General features: G+C 46.2%; 17 protein-coding genes. 7 read left to right on the forward strand and 10 right to left on the reverse strand.

The window, feature by feature from the left end; translation table 11 throughout:
• Positions 1-32: 32 nt before the first annotated feature.
• The 4 genes from proC to ppx form a co-directional block, all read right to left on the reverse strand.
• Complete coding sequence (proC, locus tag ACLHG7_RS02475; RefSeq protein ID WP_410209494.1) at positions 33-869, reverse strand: pyrroline-5-carboxylate reductase; 837 nt, start codon at positions 867-869, stop codon at positions 33-35.
• Between the two features lie 187 nt (positions 870-1,056).
• The gene (tilS, locus tag ACLHG7_RS02480) at positions 1,057-2,373 is read right to left on the reverse strand and encodes a tRNA lysidine(34) synthetase TilS (protein WP_410209495.1); all 1,317 of its coding nucleotides are present in this window, start codon (positions 2,371-2,373) and stop codon (positions 1,057-1,059) included.
• Positions 2,374-2,414: 41 nt separating this feature from the next.
• Complete coding sequence (locus tag ACLHG7_RS02485) at positions 2,415-3,245, reverse strand: acetyl-CoA carboxylase carboxyltransferase subunit alpha (RefSeq protein ID WP_410209496.1); 831 nt, start codon at positions 3,243-3,245, stop codon at positions 2,415-2,417.
• A gap of 58 nt (positions 3,246-3,303) precedes the next feature.
• Positions 3,304-4,833, reverse strand: a complete 1,530-nt coding sequence (ppx, locus tag ACLHG7_RS02490; protein WP_410209497.1) for an exopolyphosphatase — start codon at positions 4,831-4,833, stop codon at positions 3,304-3,306.
• Positions 4,834-5,354: 521 nt separating this feature from the next.
• Here ppx and trxA point away from each other — a divergent pair.
• Entirely contained in the window at positions 5,355-5,681 is a 327-nt protein-coding gene (gene trxA, locus ACLHG7_RS02495; protein WP_114899647.1) for a thioredoxin, read from the forward strand.
• A 761-nt stretch (positions 5,682-6,442) separates the two neighbouring features.
• The gene (gene rho, locus ACLHG7_RS02500; RefSeq protein ID WP_114899648.1) at positions 6,443-7,714 is read left to right on the forward strand and encodes a transcription termination factor Rho; all 1,272 of its coding nucleotides are present in this window, start codon (positions 6,443-6,445) and stop codon (positions 7,712-7,714) included.
• A gap of 77 nt (positions 7,715-7,791) precedes the next feature.
• Here rho and ACLHG7_RS02505 read toward each other — a convergent pair whose 3' ends face one another.
• The gene (locus tag ACLHG7_RS02505) at positions 7,792-8,265 is read right to left on the reverse strand and encodes a copper resistance protein NlpE N-terminal domain-containing protein (RefSeq protein WP_410209498.1); all 474 of its coding nucleotides are present in this window, start codon (positions 8,263-8,265) and stop codon (positions 7,792-7,794) included.
• 724 nt (positions 8,266-8,989) lie between these two features.
• Here ACLHG7_RS02505 and mtlD point away from each other — a divergent pair.
• Entirely contained in the window at positions 8,990-11,152 is a 2,163-nt protein-coding gene (gene mtlD / locus ACLHG7_RS02510) for a bifunctional mannitol-1-phosphate dehydrogenase/phosphatase (protein WP_410209499.1), read from the forward strand.
• Here the strand turns inward: mtlD and dinB are convergent.
• Positions 11,149-12,222, reverse strand: coding sequence for a DNA polymerase IV (dinB, locus tag ACLHG7_RS02515; RefSeq protein WP_410209500.1), 1,074 nt, complete (start codon positions 12,220-12,222; stop codon positions 11,149-11,151). The two genes, mtlD and dinB, sit on opposite strands and share 4 nt — an antisense overlap.
• A 39-nt stretch (positions 12,223-12,261) precedes the next feature.
• Positions 12,262-12,567, reverse strand: a complete 306-nt coding sequence (locus ACLHG7_RS02520; protein ID WP_410209681.1) for a rhodanese-like domain-containing protein — start codon at positions 12,565-12,567, stop codon at positions 12,262-12,264.
• A 158-nt stretch (positions 12,568-12,725) separates the two neighbouring features.
• On the opposite strand from ACLHG7_RS02520, the gene ACLHG7_RS02525 reads away from it, so the two are divergent.
• The 4 genes from ACLHG7_RS02525 (at position 12,726) to ACLHG7_RS02540 (ending at position 15,986) form a co-directional block, all read left to right on the forward strand.
• Positions 12,726-13,214, forward strand: a complete 489-nt coding sequence (locus ACLHG7_RS02525) for a YajQ family cyclic di-GMP-binding protein (RefSeq protein WP_410209501.1) — start codon at positions 12,726-12,728, stop codon at positions 13,212-13,214.
• A gap of 58 nt (positions 13,215-13,272) precedes the next feature.
• Positions 13,273-13,770, forward strand: a complete 498-nt coding sequence (locus tag ACLHG7_RS02530; protein ID WP_322887809.1) for a DUF4442 domain-containing protein — start codon at positions 13,273-13,275, stop codon at positions 13,768-13,770.
• Positions 13,771-14,057: 287 nt separating this feature from the next.
• Positions 14,058-14,549: a bacterioferritin gene (gene bfr / locus ACLHG7_RS02535; RefSeq protein WP_410209502.1), complete on the forward strand. Its 492-nt coding sequence runs from the start codon at positions 14,058-14,060 to the stop codon at positions 14,547-14,549.
• Positions 14,550-15,143: 594 nt separating this feature from the next.
• The gene (locus ACLHG7_RS02540) at positions 15,144-15,986 is read left to right on the forward strand and encodes a metal-dependent hydrolase (protein ID WP_410209503.1); all 843 of its coding nucleotides are present in this window, start codon (positions 15,144-15,146) and stop codon (positions 15,984-15,986) included.
• Between the two features lie 59 nt (positions 15,987-16,045).
• Here the strand turns inward: ACLHG7_RS02540 and ACLHG7_RS02545 are convergent, their stop codons facing one another.
• The 3 genes from ACLHG7_RS02545 to ACLHG7_RS02555 all read right to left on the reverse strand — a co-directional run bounded on the left by ACLHG7_RS02545 (position 16,046) and on the right by ACLHG7_RS02555 (position 17,743).
• The gene (locus ACLHG7_RS02545; RefSeq protein WP_410209504.1) at positions 16,046-16,582 is read right to left on the reverse strand and encodes a hypothetical protein; all 537 of its coding nucleotides are present in this window, start codon (positions 16,580-16,582) and stop codon (positions 16,046-16,048) included.
• Between the two features lie 164 nt (positions 16,583-16,746).
• The gene (locus ACLHG7_RS02550; RefSeq protein WP_410209505.1) at positions 16,747-17,097 is read right to left on the reverse strand and encodes a zinc ribbon domain-containing protein YjdM; all 351 of its coding nucleotides are present in this window, start codon (positions 17,095-17,097) and stop codon (positions 16,747-16,749) included.
• 232 nt (positions 17,098-17,329) lie between these two features.
• Positions 17,330-17,743, reverse strand: a complete 414-nt coding sequence (locus ACLHG7_RS02555; protein ID WP_410209506.1) for a hypothetical protein — start codon at positions 17,741-17,743, stop codon at positions 17,330-17,332.
• Positions 17,744-17,746: the final 3 nt, after the last annotated feature.

Below are 17,746 nucleotides of genomic sequence, written 5' to 3' on the forward strand. Positions count from 1 at the left end.
GGCAATGCGACTTGATATCAAAAGCGACTGCATTAATTGGCTGACAATTCGATACTGCGTGTTTCTGCTGCGGCTAATGCATCAATAATATGCGCCCGCACCGCATGGGCATCCAGATAGTCAATCGCCGCCGCCGTTGTGCCGTTTGGAGAAGTCACTTTTTGGCGAAGTTTTGCAGGACTGTCTTCGCTGATAATCGCCATTTGTGCTGCGCCTAGAGCCGTTTGCAAGGTCAAGGCACGAGCAGTCCGTTCATCGAGCCCTTGCGCCACTCCCGCATCGATCATGGCTTCCATCAAATAAAAGAAGTAGGCGGGACCCGAACCTGATACTGCAGTGACGGCATGCATCAATGATTCATCTTCAACCCACAGCACTAAGCCTGCGGCTGAAAGAATGGTTGCTGCCGTATCTCGATCCAACTGGCTAAGCACATCATCGGCATACAAACCAGTTGCACCTGTTTGCACCAAAGCAGGGGTATTGGGCATCGCACGGACGATCCGCTCTTGTCCTGCAAGACCATGGGCAATCGTCGCCACCGAAATACCGGCTGCAATTGAGATCACTAGCTTATCAGCAACCAGATCAGCCAATTCAGCCAATACCGCTTGAATGATTTGTGGTTTTACAGCGAGCACAACAACATCCGCACCCTTCACCGCTTCAGTGGCGGTCGAGAACGCCCCGACGCCGCGCAATGCCAATATCTCCCGTAACTCAGCGACAGGCTCAGCAACGCGAATCATTGTCGCGGGTAAACCCTCTGCCAGAAGCCCGCCGATCAATGCCTGCGCCATGTTTCCGCCGCCGATAAAGGCTACGATTTTGGTTGAATCAATTGGGGTCACATTGTGTTGTACGCTCATAAAACTAAATCCACAAAATTATTCATAAAAATTATAAAACTCATCATTAAAACAAGTCATCAAAAACCAATCATTAAGATCGTGATCCTTTTATCACGATCTTAATGATCATCTGCGGCACCTTAAAATAACCATGCCAAAATCACAGATGATCTCGCCGCTGAGCATAACCAAAATCTATTGGAATTTAATGACACTGAATCAAACCCCAACCAGGAGTTTCGACGACCTGTGCCACGGGCCAAAATCCAGCCGCGCTAAGGAGTGCTAAAGGCGCTGCATCTAAAGTTTCAAGCACTTGGATTTGTTCACGCTGCCAAGGTGACAAATCCAATGACTGTAACAGTTTTTTAAGTGGCCAGCGCCCCACCCGCCCACTTAAATGTAACGACTCTCCTGGACGACGTGGACGGAGTCGCAAAGGTTGCCTCAGCAGCGTCAGTGACAAGCCGCTGGGCATCAACTGGATATGCCACTTGCCCGTGGCTAAATCCAACTGCTGCTCCAGCACAAAAAATCTTTCCTGAATATCGGCTTTTGGTAGATCAAGCGGTAGACGAAATAATCGCCCCTGATAGCGCCTAAACTGATAACTGCCCGTACCAGACTTCCAAATCACCTCGGGCGTCGCATCCATCTGGGCATCCATCATCTGGCGTACGGCTTCAACCCGACTCAGTGGCGGGGCATAGCGTTCGTCCCCTTGCATCCAGCGCGACAACAGCCAACGCGTTCGCGCCTCGGATAAGGTCTGAATCGCAGTAATATCCAAGGTATTTTGTGATTGCCGCACCGATGTAATATCCAGCAGACCCTGCTCTGTAAGCATGGACTCCGCATCCGCCATCAAGAGTGCCGTGCGTGTCATCGCTGTTTCAAACCCCGGCCACTGGGCTTGCAGCACGGGCCAGACTTTTTCGCGTAATACAACCCGATCAAAATTCAAATCATGATTGGCCGGGTCATCGACCCAACACAATTGATGCTGGAGGGCGTAATGCTGGATATCGGCACGAGAGATGTGCAAGAGCGGCCTGACAATGGTCAACTCGTCTTGCACATAGACTTCACGCATCGCCGCTAAGCCACTCACACCGCTGCCACTCAGCAAACGCATCAAGACCGTTTCAGCTTGGTCTTGTTGATGATGTGCCAGCACCAGCACCTCATCGGCATCAATCACTTCCTTAAATGCACGATAGCGGGCAATGCGTGCCTCATTCTCAAGATTACCGGATGCGACATGAACTTTCTTGACCACCACATCCAGATTTAAGGCTCGCGCCTGAGTCACCACTTGACGGGCCCACTCGCTAGAAGGTGCTTGTAAATCATGGTCCACGTGGACCACGCGCAGTTTGAAGCCAGACTCCGCTTCCGCACAAATACGCTGCAGCGCAAACAGCAATGCAATGGAGTCTAATCCCCCACTACAACCCAACAAAAAACGCTGATTCGGTTTAAACCGTTTCAGCGTTTCCTTAATCGCCTGTTCAATCAGCATGCAAGCTGCATCCGTTTAGTCTTAGTCGCACGCAATACTCATCACGTGACCGGTAATGCAGGCAAACGACTCCCGAATTTCATTAAGCGCTGATAACGCGCCTCAACCAGTTCTGCCACGGGCAATGCACTGAGTTGATCAAGCCATGCCGTCAGTGCAATCCGCAGTGCATCTACAGCATAGTCTGGCGTCAGATGCGCCCCTTCACCTTCGCTGATCACTTGGTCGATCAAACCCAAAGCTTTTAACTTCTGCGCAGTCAACGCCAATGCCTCACTGGCACGCTCAGCTTGTTCGTTGGTTTTCCACAGAATCGATGCACAGCCTTCGGGTGAAATCACTGAATACATACTGTTTTCAAGCATCAGGACTTTATCTGCAACACCAATCGCCAGTGCTCCACCTGACCCACCTTCACCAATCACGGTCGCAATAACCGGTACTTTCAACGTGGATAGTACCGCCAGATTTCGCGCAATCGCTTCCGCTTGACCGCGCTCTTCTGCACCTACGCCTGGATAAGCCCCCATGGTGTCGATAAAGGTAAATACGGGCAAACCAAAGCGTTCAGCCATTTCAAACAAACGCTGTGCTTTGCGATAACCTTCGGGATTGGTCATACCAAAATTATGATAAATCCGCTCGGCAGTGCTCCGGCCCCGATGCTGCCCAACCACCATCACTGGGCGACCATTAAATCGGGCTAATCCGCCAATTAATGCGTGGTCATCGCCAAAAGCACGATCGCCATGCAAGACATCAAACTCTGTAAACAAGCCATTCACATAATCTAAAAATTGCGGGCGATCCGCATGACGTGCAATCTGCACGGTCTGCCATGCGCTTTTAATCGGGTTCAGTGATGCATTCATGTTTTATCCTATTCAATCATGAGCCAAGCAAGGCGAGCAAACTGCTGTTAAGACACTGTTAGGCTTCAATTTCAGCTTTAATCAATTGCACGATATCCAGTGCAATCCCCCAATTCGCGAACTGGACAATCTCCTGCTGCAGATCCGCTTGCAGCATTGGCCACTCAGCGCCATGCTGATCTACTGCCAACTGCCATGTTTTCTCATCAATAATCGATAACACAAAGGTCGGTACGACCTGATCATAGCGTGAATGATGGAACAAGACTGATAAGCGTAACAACAGACATAGTGTTAATAACGATTGACCACCGGCATGCAGTACTTGTGCGCGTGTTTCAACGCGAAGCTTGCGGCGATGTAGGCCGACGAGAAAAGACAAACGTAGTTGATCGACTTTAGAAAAGCCGGGCACATCAGAATGCTCAAGCAGGTAAGCCCCATGACGATGATAACTGCCGTGACTAATGGCCAATCCAATTTCATGCAAGTAAGCCGCACGGCGCAGTAAATCACCGTCTTCTTCATCCAGATTTAAGGCATCTGCTACTTGTTCAAATAAGGTACGTGCAGTCAATGCCACTCGCTCCGCTTGACGTGGATCAGCGTAGTAACGTGCCATCAACGCTTGGACACTACGATCACGCACATCTTCATGACGGAAGCGTCCGAGCAGATCATACATGACCCCCTCACGCAGTGCGCCATCGGAGTAACCCATTTTTTCAATACCAAGAATTTCAAATAAACCCATCAGAATCGCAAGACCCGCTGGCAACACTGCTTTACGGTCTTCTTTTAACCCCTCAAAGTAAATGTCATCAGTATGTTTCCACTTCAAAATTTGCTCACGCAGTTTTTCGAGTGCCGCATACGTAATATGGCCTTGCTCATCGCTAAGGCCTTGCTGAATCAGCAACTGACGCGCGGCCTTAATCGTACCGCTTGAACCAACCACAGTATCCCAACCCGTTTCACGATAAATCGCCGCAATCGCGGTGACTTCCTTACGCGCCGCTGCCTTGGCACGTTCAAAAGACATCGGATTGATCTGACCATCCACAAAAAACTGACGGGTAAACGCGACACAACCCATCTGTAAGGACTCTGTTTGCAACGGCTCAAAATCCTGACCAATAATAAACTCGGTCGAACCGCCACCAATATCCACCACCAAACGACGACCACCCGCCGCAGTGGTATGCGATACGCCCAGATAAATCAGACGTGCTTCTTCGCGTCCAGCGATAATCTCAATTGATTTCGGCAGTATCCGCTGCGCTTTATCAATAAACTCTTGAGCATTGGTTGCTTCACGCAGCGCATTGGTCGCCACAATGCGCATCCGCTGGGGAGTGACACTCCCCAACCGCCCCACAAAACGGGAAAGACAATCTAATCCACGCTGCTGCGCCTCCAAACTCAATACTTTGTCAGCATCCAAGCCTGCGGCTAACTGCACTTTTTCTGACATTGATGCAACTTTACGCACTTCGCCGTGATCTAAACGCGCGATTGCTAAATGAAAACTATTCGACCCGAGATCAATCGCGGCCAAAAGTTCTTCTTCAGGGAAAAAATCAGCCATCAGCAAATCCAAAAACGATAAAAACCATTAAAAGAAAAAAGAAAAATTGGAGAAATTCTCATCCAAAAAAAACGCTAGAACGCAATTTGGGGTTAATCCCCTACCCGCCCTAGTCGCTTGCATCAAACGTATCACACGTCAATTGACCTGAGTTTAACGCGAAACGTCACCAAAGCCCAACCAAAACGTCATGCAAATCGACTCAAAATGCTACCAATATTTCACCATGTCGTCATATTAGTGAGATCGAAACGCGTTAACAGGTGACTTTTATCTGCATAACACGCTGATTTAAAACTGACATCATCGACAGAACCGATCAGCCCCATCAGAAGAGCCCATTTGACAGTAAAGGCTTTACCCTTGAAAATGGCAACATTACCCTACATATCAACACTACGCAGTTTTAGTAGCGCCATGCTTTAATAGCGCAGAGATTGATACTGATCAAACAAACCATTAATCTTTCGCGATCAGCATGTGTATCGTAGGTCTACCGATTCACCTATTTGGAGTCCGCCATGAGCGACCTGATTATCAACACCACTGACAGTAACTTCAAAACCGACGTCTTGGATTCAGATATCCCTGTACTGGTTGATTTCTGGGCAAGCTGGTGTGCACCTTGTAAACAAATCGCTCCAGTTTTAGAAGCATTGTCTGCAGAATACGAAGGCAAAATCAAAATCGTCAAAGTAGACGTAACTGCTAACGAACAAACCTCTGTAGATTATAACATCCGTAACATTCCTGCTCTGCTGATCTTCAAGAACGGTGAGAAAGTAGATCAAAAAGTTGGCGCAGCACCGCGCTCACAATTGGTTTCATTCATCGAACAACATATCTAACAGATCTTGAGTGATGGACATGCCATGCATGCCCATCACCACTAATGCTTTTTTTTGTATTGTTTTTAAATTTAGATGTGTAACAACATTGACAAGTCCTTATCAAAGCTCTTATAGTTCCAAATAAGGAAAAGATGTTTATTTTTTGATAGACTGCCCCGCCAGTTGATTCAAGACGACCGCTCGGTCAAACCTACTTCACTCCTATAAAATTTGTTCCGAATCGATTTAAATTTAATAATTTTGCTTTGATACTTTATCTAGGGTTACAAAGTGATCTGAATCAAACGATTTGAATTCTGTTTTTGTTTCAGAACCAACGCGTTATGATGTAGTAAAGATGATGCTTTTAAGATAACACAACGACGTACACTATCTTAAACAAACACAAAATATGACTGTCCGGGATGACGGCATTTTACTTAGTGATTCACTTGATCATTTTTAGCAACCCTGCATTCAGAGCATAAAGTCTCTTACACTCTGATGGTTCGCGTTCCCGCTAAAACTAATCAATATCATCTGGCTAGACTGTACATATCCCTCTCAACAACTTTAATTTTTAATTTAAGACACTTCATGCATTGCTCACTGTATTTACACGCGATTGGTCCTTTTTGGATTTCGCAAAACCACAGGTCGCACCTAGAAATGCCCCAATTTATCTTATTAGCTGAACGAAACCGATCCCCATTGAAAGATATCCATACCATGCAACATTTTGTTTCTCCCTCCCTCCTCCATTCCACGAATCCTGCTCTATGAATCTTACAGAACTTAAGAAAAAACCAATCAGCGAACTTGTGCATATTGCTGAACAAATTGGCTTAGACAATATGGCGAGAAATCGCAAACAAGATATTATTTTTGCACTGCTTAAACGCCACGCCATGAACGGCGACGAAATCTTTGGCGATGGTGTCCTTGAAATTTTGGGTGATGGTTTTGGCTTTCTACGCTCTGCTGAAGGCTCTTATCTTGCCGGCCCTGACGACATCTATGTCAGCCCAAGTCAGATTCGACGCTTCAATCTGCGTACAGGCGACACCATCAACGGTACGATTCGCCCACCAAAAGAAGGTGAACGCTACTTCGCACTGCTTAAAGTGAATCAGATCAACTACGATTCCCCAGAAAATGCCCGTAATAAAATCCTTTTTGAAAACTTAACCCCGCTGTTCCCAACAGAACAGATGATCATGGAGTTAGGTAACGGCACGACTGAGGATCTAACGGGTCGTGTGATCGATTTGATGGCGCCGATTGGTAAAGGCCAACGCTCCATCGTGGTTGCACCGCCTAAAGCCGGTAAAACCATGTTGCTGCAAACTCTGGCCCAGTCAATTACTCGCAATACGCCTGAAGCGTATTTGATCGTTCTCTTGATCGATGAGCGTCCTGAAGAAGTCACAGAAATGCAACGTACTGTCCGTGGTGAAGTCGTCGCATCGACCTTTGATGAGCCACCAGCACGTCACGTCCAAGTGGCTGAAATGGTGATCGAAAAAGCAAAACGTCTCGTTGAACACAAGAAAGACGTGGTGATTCTGCTCGACTCGATCACTCGCCTCGCCCGTGCTTACAACACCGTGATTCCATCCTCCGGTAAAGTCTTGACCGGTGGTGTGGATGCGCATGCGCTTGAACGTCCAAAACGCTTCTTTGGTGCAGCGCGTAATATCGAGGAAGGCGGTTCACTGACCATCATCGGTACCGCGCTGATCGAAACTGGTTCAAAAATGGATGAAGTCATTTTCGAAGAGTTCAAAGGAACCGGTAACCAAGAAATCAATCTTGAACGCCGTATCGCCGAAAAGCGCGTGTTCCCAGCCATGAACATCAAGAAATCTGGTACGCGTCGTGAAGAGCGTCTGATGGATGAAGATACCCTACGTAAGGTTTGGATTCTGCGTAAATTGCTACATCCGATGGATGAGCTACAAGCGATTGAATTCTTGCTTGATCGCATGAAAGATACCAAGACCAACGATGACTTCTTTGATCAAATGAAGAAGAAATCCGCAACGGCATAATGCCCTAAGCAAACAAAAAGCCGCACACATCGAAAGATGGTGCGGCTTTTTTGTTTTTCAGAATAAACGAGAAATACTTAAGACTTCTTCAATGTATACATTGCAGCATGTTCACTGGCAATCGGTTTGCATGAGGTATCGTATTTAACAATACCGCCAGCCACAACGCCAAAGCACACGATATTGCCAGGAACAGCACTATCGGACTTCAGCGCAATATTGGTGCCGTCTTTGCTAGCCAGCCACAGCCCTTTTACTTCAGGTTGCTTAAACTCTTTCTCACGAACATAGGTTTCATTGGACGTGTAAGTACCATCTGCATTAAGTTGTATAATGGTTTTAATACTGGAGTCTCCGCCCGGCAGAGTGCCCTCATACTTTCCTGCAATCGCAATTTGATTCGCGGTGGGCGCCGGGGCTGATGCGGTCTCCGTGGGTGCTGCCTCTTTGGCATCGGCGGCAACACGTTGCTCGTGTTTATTACAGGCTGACAAGAATGTCACCAGAAAGACGCTACTCCACACCAGCAACATGGGCTTATTGATATTCATATACTTTTCCAAAGCGACTAAACCAGACTTATATTTTAGAGCATCCCACCTTTAAAAAGATGCCCCACGCGTCCCGTTTATGTAAATAATCTGGCTCAAACAGATGTTGAGCACACGCGGCTACAATGCCCCTACGATGTCTTATCTCTTGCGCTTACAATTTTAACGTAAGATGACACAGTGCTCCAATTTGGTGATGTTTTACATCTTTTAACATACTAACGGCACCTACACCGATAACAAACTTTACCATGTGGTAAAATACAATTCGCGATTGAACATACGACTCTCAATCAAAGCAACGCGTCTGAGCGCTGATAGGAATGTTCATGACAGAAATTTTCATGGAATAACTTCCTGCACAGACATTACGATAAGTTACGACCTCATTCATGCAACTCACAAATGATCAACGGCGGCAAGTTGAACACATCAAAATACAGCCTCAAAAATAAATACGATAAATTTTTATAAAACAATGCGCTAAGCATGATACGGCATACCCATGACAAAACAGGATGTCTGATTTTAAAAGCGCAAGGATGAACGCTTATCCATGAATAACGACGGTATTTCGCTGCAAAGTAGCAACCCGTCTTAACTTTTTGTCAGTCCACACAATGACGATGACCTATAGACCCAAACATGAACATGACAGAGAAAGATCTATGAGCTGACATCCATTCCATTTCCATGACTACGCAATTGCGTCAAAGGTATATATATGATTTTTAAAGATAGAACCATTAAGGCTGCCATTTTCGATATGGATGGCACCATGTTTGATACTGAACGACTTCGCTTCAAAACAATCCAGCAAGCGTCCGATGAGCTCTTTGGAACGCCCATCAGTCATGAAGTCCTCTTGGGCTCACTGGGTTTGAGTGCTAAGAAAGCCGAAGAGCTAGCCCAAAGTGTCTATGGCACTGACTATCCCTACAAAGATATCCGCCGTCGTGCCGATGAGCTTGAACTAGCACACATCAGAACATACGGCGTGCCCATCAAAAAAGGACTGTTTCAAGTCCTAGAACGACTCAAAAAAAATGACATGTTGATGGCCGTTGCCACATCAAGTCGCCGTGAGATTGCAGAAGAATATCTGATCAATGCCAATGTGATGAAGTACTTTGATATCACCGTGTGTGGTGATGAAGTGCAATTGGGCAAACCTCACCCAGAGATTTTCTTAACCGCAGCGCATGAACTGAACTGCCCCCCCGAACACTGCTTTATGTTTGAAGACTCCGAAAATGGTTTGCTCTCGGCATTTGGTGCTGGTGGGATCCCCATCCTGATTAAAGATATCAAAGAACCAAAACCCGAGATCAAGCAAAAAGCTTTTCAGTTTTATGAAAGCATGACTGAGTTCCTACAAGAATTGGCAGATGCAACACCTAACCTACCGATCCCCAAACTGATTGATGCCTTTCCCCAAGCCATTAATCAATTAAAAGTGGGTATCCATGGTTTTGGCGCCATGGGCGGTGGTTATCTGACGCAAGTCTTCTCTCATTGGGATGGCTACACTCGTCCAATGGAAATCACAGCCGCCACGGGCAATAGCGTCCTTAGAAATCTGATCAATGCCTTCGGCAAATATCATGTGGACTACAGCAAACTCGCCTTTGACCAAACCATTGATCATATTCGATTGATTGATATTGCTGATGAAGAGGCCATGCTTCAGATGTATGTTGAATCTGAGATCATCGGCTTATGCCTACCTGAAGCGGCGATCAAACAACAGGCGAGCCTAATTGCCCAGGGGCTGCTTGCACGTCACCACGCCAGTGGCCGTGAGATCACGCTATTGATTATCTTAAATAAAGTTTCTGGCGCAACCTTTGTGAAAAAGCAAGTCAAACAGGCCTTATCCCTGCTGACAGATGAGGTGACATGCAAACAGATCATTGATCACGTTTACTTTACCGAAACCGTGGTGAATCGTATTGTCAGCAAGGCATCGAATAAAGCGCTGATCAAACAAGCCAAGATTAATTTTTATAGTGTGGAGGGGGGCCTTGCCGATAAGAATCTGCTCTCGCGCAAGAATATCCGCACCATACTGCCGCAAGGTGAAGACCCCACCGATCAGAGTATTCAAAGCATCTCTGAAAAACTGGATGTGATGTCGAATATCACGGATATCGTCAATTCGTTCAACGTGACGGTGTTTAATAGCGGCCCTGAAATGGCGCTGTATGCACAAAAAGGCAGTAAAATTCTGGAGCAATTAAGACAAGTTCAAGTTTTTGATAATATGAAAGAAATTCAAATGATCAAAAACAAACTGCTCAATGGCACCCATGCCATCATCGCATGGTATGGCAGTTTACTGGGCTATCAAAGTATTGGTCAGGGCATGGGTGATCCACGGGTTTTGGCACTGGTCAAAAAACTGGTCAATCATGAGATCAAACCTGCCATTCTCAAAGAATCCCCTGTGTCCGCCAACTTTATGAATACCTTTATTCAGAATTTTATTCAAAGCTGTAAGGTCTCTTTTAAAGACCCTTGTGCTCGCGTGGCCCGCGATCCCCTGCGTAAACTGCAAAGAAAAGAACGCATCATCGGCAGTATTGATCTGGCTCAGAAATACGAGATTGCCACACCAATGCTGGAATTTGGTACCGCACTAGGGCTACTCTATGCGATACGTCTGATCAATCCGAATGACAAAGAAAGCCAGTTGATTCATTCGATGTATAAGGAGCAGCAATCGATTGTGCCCATACTGACCTATCATGATCGCTACAATGGTCAAAGTTATCAAAGCCTTGATCGGGAAAAAGACCATGCACTGATTGAACGGATTACGGATCACTTTAATCGCTTAAATGACCCGTCACTCAACCACCTCGACTGGCCGCTTGAAAAATCCTAATCGAACAGCTCCCCTTGCAGCGAGATCTCATCTCGCTCGACAAAACCACTGAGACCCACACCCACGAGTCGATAATGAGTGCTTTCTGGCAATTGAACACGCTCGCAGAGTGCGAGCGCGATTTGCGTGAATTCCGTCTCGGAACGAATCGTGTGCTGAGGGGTAAAGCTACGGGTGATACTTTGAAACTGCGCAGTTTTAAGCTTTAAGACCACTGTGCGTCCAATACGATTGGTCTTCTTGGTCGCATTCCATGTTCTGAGCGCCAACTTCTGAATGGCTTCATGTAAAGCACTTAAGGGGAGATCGACACTAAAGGTATCTTCAGATGAGATCGACTGCACAGGTTGATTGGGCTCGACCGTACGCTCATCGATACCTCGCGCGCACTCAAACAGTCGCCGACCAAAACGACCAAAGCGTTGCTCAAGCTCAGCAAGCTCTCGTTGTCTTAAATCCGCAACGGTTGCGATACCCAGTTCTGTCAGCTTGGCCTGCATCACCTTACCCACGCCATGAATCTTCGACACGGGTAACGGTTGTAAAAAAGCCTCGACCTGATGAGGTCGAATCACAAACAGCCCGTCGGGCTTACGCCAATCAGAGGCAATCTTGGCCAACAGTTTATTCGGTGCTACGCCAGCCGATGCCGTAAGCCCAATCTCGTCGCGAATCTCGGCACGGATTTGGGTGGCTATGGCAGTCGCTGATCCAAGATCTGCCTTTGGCGCAGTGACATCGAGATAAGCCTCATCTAAAGACAAGGGTTCAATCAGATCGGTATAACGATGAAAAATCTCATGCATCTGCCGCGAAGCCGCTTTATAACGGACAAAATCAGGGGGAACAAAGACGGCATCAGGACATAAGCGCTCGGCGCGGATTGCCGACATGGCCGAGCGTATACCAAACTTTCTGGCCTCATAAGAGGCCGCACAGACCACCGAGCGCTCCCCTTTCCACGCCACCACCACGGGTTTGCCACGCAAGCTGGCATCATCACGCTGCTCAACTGAGGCATAGAAGGCATCCATATCAATATGGATGATTTTCCGTGGTGATGTGCTCATGACCAATTTCGCTGTGGTTAGGCTATCGTTAGACTGCGTTTATGCTTCGCTGACAATCGGCCAGCCGGCAGCTTTTGCACCGCGAGTGCCGCCTTTTAGTTCAATATAATCGCGTGTTGGATCTAAGGCTTCCAGAATCGTCACCGCACGACCCGCTTTGGTGCCACCACCACACAGCACGTACACAGGCTCACCTTGAGGGATGCCTTCGAGGGTAGATGCATCCAGATGCTCAATCGGGCGATTCACCGCACCCACAATATGCCCCTCGGCAAAAGACTTGCTATCTCGTACATCCCAGACCTGCACCTGCGGCTTATCCTGTTGAACTGCAGGAAAATCCATAATTGCTAATTGCTTAATCACCACACTACTCCTCATGATTTGAACTGATGCGTTCATTCAACTTAACACTTCATACACGTCAAAGCGCTGACACCCCGCGTTTTGTAGGTACAATTTGCTATAATGACGTCATTCAATTTATCCGTATAGGTTACCTTATGCCATCACTCGATATTGTCTCAGAATTAGAGCTTTTTGAACTCAATCATGCTGTACAAAACACACAAAAAGAAATCCAGACCCGTTTCGATTTTCGCAGTAGCGAAGTCAGTATTGAACTGAATGAAAAAAACAAAGAAATTAAAATCAAAGGCGAAAGCGATTTTCAAGTTGAAAACGTTTACGCCATGTTAGAAAACCACATGACCAAGCGCAAAGTAGACATCCAGAGTCTGGATCCGCAGGACATGGCTGCTTCTGGGAAGTTCATCACTCAATTGATCAAGCTCAAAGATGGACTTGACTCAGATAGCGCAAAAAAAATTAATAAAGCCATTAAAGAAAGCGGCATTAAAGTTCAATCTTCAATCCAAGGTGACAAGATTCGCGTCACAGACAAAAAACGCGATACCTTGCAACAAATCATGGCTTATCTGAAAGAACAACAGTTCGGTTTACCATTGCAGTTCAATAACTTTAAAGACTGATGCGGTCTAAGCCCATCAGATCTAGACACTAAACCCCTTGCAGGATTGAGAGTACATTATGAGTAAGAATCTAATCGCCACTATCGTGAACGGAACCAAACTACTACCGGCATCGGTTCGCGTTCGAGTACTCTCTACTGCTTTTGGTAAAGCGGTTCCCATGGTTGGCACAGCAGGCATCCGCTACGAACTGGTTACTCCAGAAAAAGTCATCTGCACCATCAAAAATCGTCGCCCCATGCAAAATCATATTCATGGTGTGCATGCAGTTGCCATGGCATTGGTTGCAGAAACTGCGACCGGTTTTGTCACCTCGATGAACCTGCCTGATGGTGAAAAACTGGTGCTGATTAAATCGATGAAACTGGAATACAAGAAAGTTGCCAAGGGTGATATTACTGCGGTCGCAACCCTGACTCAGACTCAGCGTGAATTGATTGCCACCACTCCTAAAGGTGAAGTGACAGTCTCTTGCATCATCACCGATGAAACGGGCCAAAGCCCAGTTGAATGTGAAATGATCTGGGTCTGGGTTCCAAAGAAAAGAGCGGCTTAATCTAGGCACTGTTGTGCTGATACCCTCCCATTCAGGCGGTCAATTGACCGCCTGAATAACTCTCAATTCCATAAACATTCGCACCACTTTTCCTCATTCGATATCCGATCATAAAACAATCACATTTCTAAATTAGAATCACTTCCAAACGTAAATAAATCTACTTTTGAATCCTATTCTTGATAGTCACAAATCTCCTCAATATTTGATTTTAAATTGATTTATTCTGATGGCAGACGCGATTACAATAATGCCAACACTTATTAGAACTCATCAGGAGCCTTATCATGTCATTACGTGGCGACCCGCAAGTTATTGCCTATCTCAATAAAGTTTTGCTCAATGAATTGACGGCCATCAACCAGTATTTTCTGCATTCCAAAATGTTTAAAAACTGGGGCATCACCAAGCTTGCTGAACATGAGTGGCATGAGTCGATTGATGAAATGAAACATGCTGACCGATTGATTGAACGTATCCTGTTTTTGGAAGGTCTGCCAAACTTGCAACAGCTCGGCAAACTGCATATCGGGGAAGACGTCAAAGAGGTATTGGCATGTGACTTAGGCATGGAAATGCAAGCGCATCCGGATTTGAAAGATGCCATTGAACATTGCGAAAAAGTCCGTGACTATGTGTCCCGTGATCTGTTTAACGACATTCTGGAAAGCGAAGAAGAACACATCGACTGGCTGCAAACCCAGCTTGATCTGATTGAGCGTATTGGCATTCAAAACTATACCCAATCTCAACTCGGCTCTTCCGCAAACGATTCTTAATAGGAACTAGACGACCAGCCTCGTCCCTGCCTATTTCATAAAAAAACGCCCAGATCGGGCGTTTTTTATTGCCTGTGATATGAATGAAGTCTTGGCATGACTATACAACACGCATAAAAAAAGTCCGCCGGGGGAGGCGGACTGAAAAGGGGTCTTACTGTCTTTGGGGGACATAAGCAGTATATGTCCACATGCAGCTTGAGTCTGTAGCTAGGCTGTCCTAACTCTGTAAACAAATGTCAATTATGTAACGATTAAAACAAAATTAACCTTATTCATAAAAATTTTAAAAATTAGAATAAGATTTGTATAAACAACATATTAAATAAATCTATAGCTCACTTCAACTTCTGAAAACGTTGACCGATTGCTTGGATAAATGTTAACACGTTTTTACCGTTCGGTTCAATATTTAAGAAATAAAAAAAGAAGCATCTTTTAAAACTGGTCAGAACTGACTTTTGGGATGCATAAATGATCGATTTCGCCATTTAATTTGACACTGCTCATTGTCATGATAATTCTCTGAATAAACTTGTTTGCAAGCCTCTGATGACCAGTCGCCTGTAAAGCATCGTTTGGAGAATGCCCCCCATGTCTGTTGCTATTCGACCCATTACCCGCCCGAAAGCCATCGGCATTACCGTACGTCGCCTCGCCTTCCAGCCTGCGCGGATACCGCGTCAGTACTTTGCACGGTCGCCGCTGGTCTCTCATTTACTGACGGCCCTCTCTTCGACCTTTCCGATTGGCGAGCAGTTCTTTGTCCATAGTGTGCGGAATGTGCGTGATCGGGTAAAAAACGATGCCTTGCAAACCCAGATTTCTGCATTTATTGGTCAAGAAGCCATGCACTCACAAGCGCATAGTCAATTCAACCAAAGCTGGCGTCGGGATGACTACCAACTGGATAGCTTTATGGCATGGCTGGCACGTGAAGACAAACGGATCAAAGCCGTACCTGCACGTTATCAACTGGCAGTCACCTGTGCCTTCGAACACTTTACCGCGATGCTCGGTGAATACATCCTACGCAATCCCAAGTTAGTTGAATCCTTTGATCAAGAAGCCATGCGTCTCTGGCTCTGGCATGCGATTGAAGAAGCGGAACACAAGAGTGTCGCCTTTGATGTTTATCAAGAAGTATTTAATGATCTCAAAGTGCGCCGTCAGGTGATGCTCTCCGTCACCACAGGGTTCGCTTCTCTGGTGGCCTATAGCACTTGGCGTTTGTTTTGGCAGGATCGACGTAATAGCCTGTTTGCGCTACGCGGTAATCTGCGCGGCGTGGCTTTTTTGGGTCATATGTTCATTACGCTGGTACCAGAGTATCTGGACTATTTTAAAGCCGACTTCCATCCCGCTAAACGTGATCGTACTGCCCTACTAGATCATTGGCGGAAATATCTGGATGAGACAATGAAAATCGCTGCGTGAAGCGGATCAACACAAAACAAGAAAGGGAGCATCAAGGACGATGCACTACCCATTAGCTTTTAAGCTTTGCTGATGGCGCGTACACGCTCGGTCAGAAAGCTTTGTAAGTCACTATAGCTATAGATATCGGCATCATCGCCTATACGGACAATAATCGTCACCAGCATATTATTGATCGGTGCGGCATAGATCTCGACGCGCTGACGTTGGTTTTGCACATCGCGGGTGCGGTAGGTGGTATGCAAAAAATCATGATTGTTGATGGTTAACTGATCGGGATCGGTCGCACTCATTAAGCTGCACTTGGATGCCTTAAAGTCACGCTCTATTTGTTTACGCAGGATCGAGAAAGCCGCAGCGGTTTTGGGCTGTTCAATGCTTTTCAGTAGACTGGGTGTTTGGCTAAATTCAATGGTCCCCAAGGGTGACTCAAAGCGCTCAGCATGCTTGGTGGTCGACACTGAACGCCAGTCGTCTGAGCTGGCTTTAGGGGATGAGATTTGAGAGATCGTCACCGCTTGGTCTTCATAGGACTTACATCCACTCAAAAGCGATGCAGCCACTAGCAGTCCTGCGGCAACATTCCATGTTTTCATTGATCTAGGCGTCCTTATCCTATTAAACAATTCAAAATACAAATATCTTTACCGGTTGGTCATAAATCGGACGATTAAGCATCATACAGATTCATGACTTTAACCATGCAAAAAAACCGCCAATCTCCGGGCGGTTTCTGATAAGCGGTCACAAAAAAAGCAAATTATGCCTTTTTGACAAACTCTGACTTCAGTTTCATGGCGCCAATGCCATCAATCTTGCAGTCAATATCATGACCATCACTGGCATCTGGCAACAAGCGAATGTTTTTAACCTTGGTGCCTACTTTAACCACTAAAGATGAACCTTTGACTTTCAGATCTTTAATCACCGTCACGGTATCACCATCTTGCAGCAAATTACCATTTGAATCTTTGATCACAGCACTGTCATCCGCAGCTTCAGTCGCGGCACTCTTACTCCACTCGTAGCTGCACTCTGGGCAAATATATAAATCGCCGTCCTCATAGGTATATTCAGATTGGCACTTTGGACAGTTTGGCAATGCGCTCATGGGAAAAGGCCCTTAAAAAGGGTGCATTGTAACCGAATTGGGGTAATTTATGCGCATCACATACACATCAAATGATAATGATGTGCTAATCCAGTCCTTTAACAGAAAAACCCAACCCCAGAAACGAACTCTTTTTAAAGTCGTTTTTTAGCTCAATCTATGTCAGGACAGCATTCAGATCAAGATATTGTATCTCAATCTACTGCTGCCCTATAGCTCGCTGATGAATCCTCTAGCTCATCATTGCAGATGCTGCAATGATCACGACAAAACTCGCAACAATGAACAATAGCGTCGTTTCCACCAATCCTGCCGCACGCGCTACTCGCTCTTCGCTAGAAGACAGCAGGAGCACAGGAAACTCTCTTAAGAAGATCAATGCTGAAAAAATCTGAACCACCACACAGAAGCCGATTAGCAAGAAAGCAATCGGATGTTCCATACGGCTGGTATGCATTGCAGAGGTGGCAGAACTCGGATCGAAAAAAGCGGTGATGATGGGTGCATCGGAGAACAATTTCCCGCCTATGGGTTCCATGGCGTAGAAAAACACACTTCCAATAAAAGAACCAATAAAGACCATGGCTAAGAACCATGGTGGGCAAACAGGTTTATACGACAGTACATTACGACTAATTGCAGCCATGAT

The sequence above is a fragment of the Aquirhabdus sp. genome (assembly GCF_046462495.1).
In the GTDB taxonomy this organism is placed as follows: domain Bacteria; phylum Pseudomonadota; class Gammaproteobacteria; order Pseudomonadales; family Moraxellaceae; genus Aquirhabdus.

Coding starts and splice junctions, on each gene's coding strand:
- ACLHG7_RS02540 (WP_410209503.1), top strand. CDS start 15,144: ATGTCTGTTGCTATTCGACCCATTACCCGCCCGAAAGCCATCGGCATT.
- ACLHG7_RS02545 (WP_410209504.1), bottom strand. CDS start 16,582: ATGAAAACATGGAATGTTGCCGCAGGACTGCTAGTGGCTGCATCGCTT.
- ACLHG7_RS02555 (WP_410209506.1), bottom strand. CDS start 17,743: ATGGCTGCAATTAGTCGTAATGTACTGTCGTATAAACCTGTTTGCCCA.
- mtlD (WP_410209499.1), top strand. CDS start 8,990: ATGATTTTTAAAGATAGAACCATTAAGGCTGCCATTTTCGATATGGAT.
- bfr (WP_410209502.1), top strand. CDS start 14,058: ATGTCATTACGTGGCGACCCGCAAGTTATTGCCTATCTCAATAAAGTT.
- ACLHG7_RS02505 (WP_410209498.1), bottom strand. CDS start 8,265: ATGAATATCAATAAGCCCATGTTGCTGGTGTGGAGTAGCGTCTTTCTG.
- ACLHG7_RS02530 (WP_322887809.1), top strand. CDS start 13,273: ATGAGTAAGAATCTAATCGCCACTATCGTGAACGGAACCAAACTACTA.
- ACLHG7_RS02485 (WP_410209496.1), bottom strand. CDS start 3,245: ATGAATGCATCACTGAACCCGATTAAAAGCGCATGGCAGACCGTGCAG.
- ACLHG7_RS02520 (WP_410209681.1), bottom strand. CDS start 12,567: ATGGATTTTCCTGCAGTTCAACAGGATAAGCCGCAGGTGCAGGTCTGG.
- ACLHG7_RS02525 (WP_410209501.1), top strand. CDS start 12,726: ATGCCATCACTCGATATTGTCTCAGAATTAGAGCTTTTTGAACTCAAT.
- rho (WP_114899648.1), top strand. CDS start 6,443: ATGAATCTTACAGAACTTAAGAAAAAACCAATCAGCGAACTTGTGCAT.
- dinB (WP_410209500.1), bottom strand. CDS start 12,222: ATGAGCACATCACCACGGAAAATCATCCATATTGATATGGATGCCTTC.
- ppx (WP_410209497.1), bottom strand. CDS start 4,833: ATGGCTGATTTTTTCCCTGAAGAAGAACTTTTGGCCGCGATTGATCTC.
- tilS (WP_410209495.1), bottom strand. CDS start 2,373: ATGCTGATTGAACAGGCGATTAAGGAAACGCTGAAACGGTTTAAACCG.
- proC (WP_410209494.1), bottom strand. CDS start 869: ATGAGCGTACAACACAATGTGACCCCAATTGATTCAACCAAAATCGTA.
- trxA (WP_114899647.1), top strand. CDS start 5,355: ATGAGCGACCTGATTATCAACACCACTGACAGTAACTTCAAAACCGAC.
- ACLHG7_RS02550 (WP_410209505.1), bottom strand. CDS start 17,097: ATGAGCGCATTGCCAAACTGTCCAAAGTGCCAATCTGAATATACCTAT.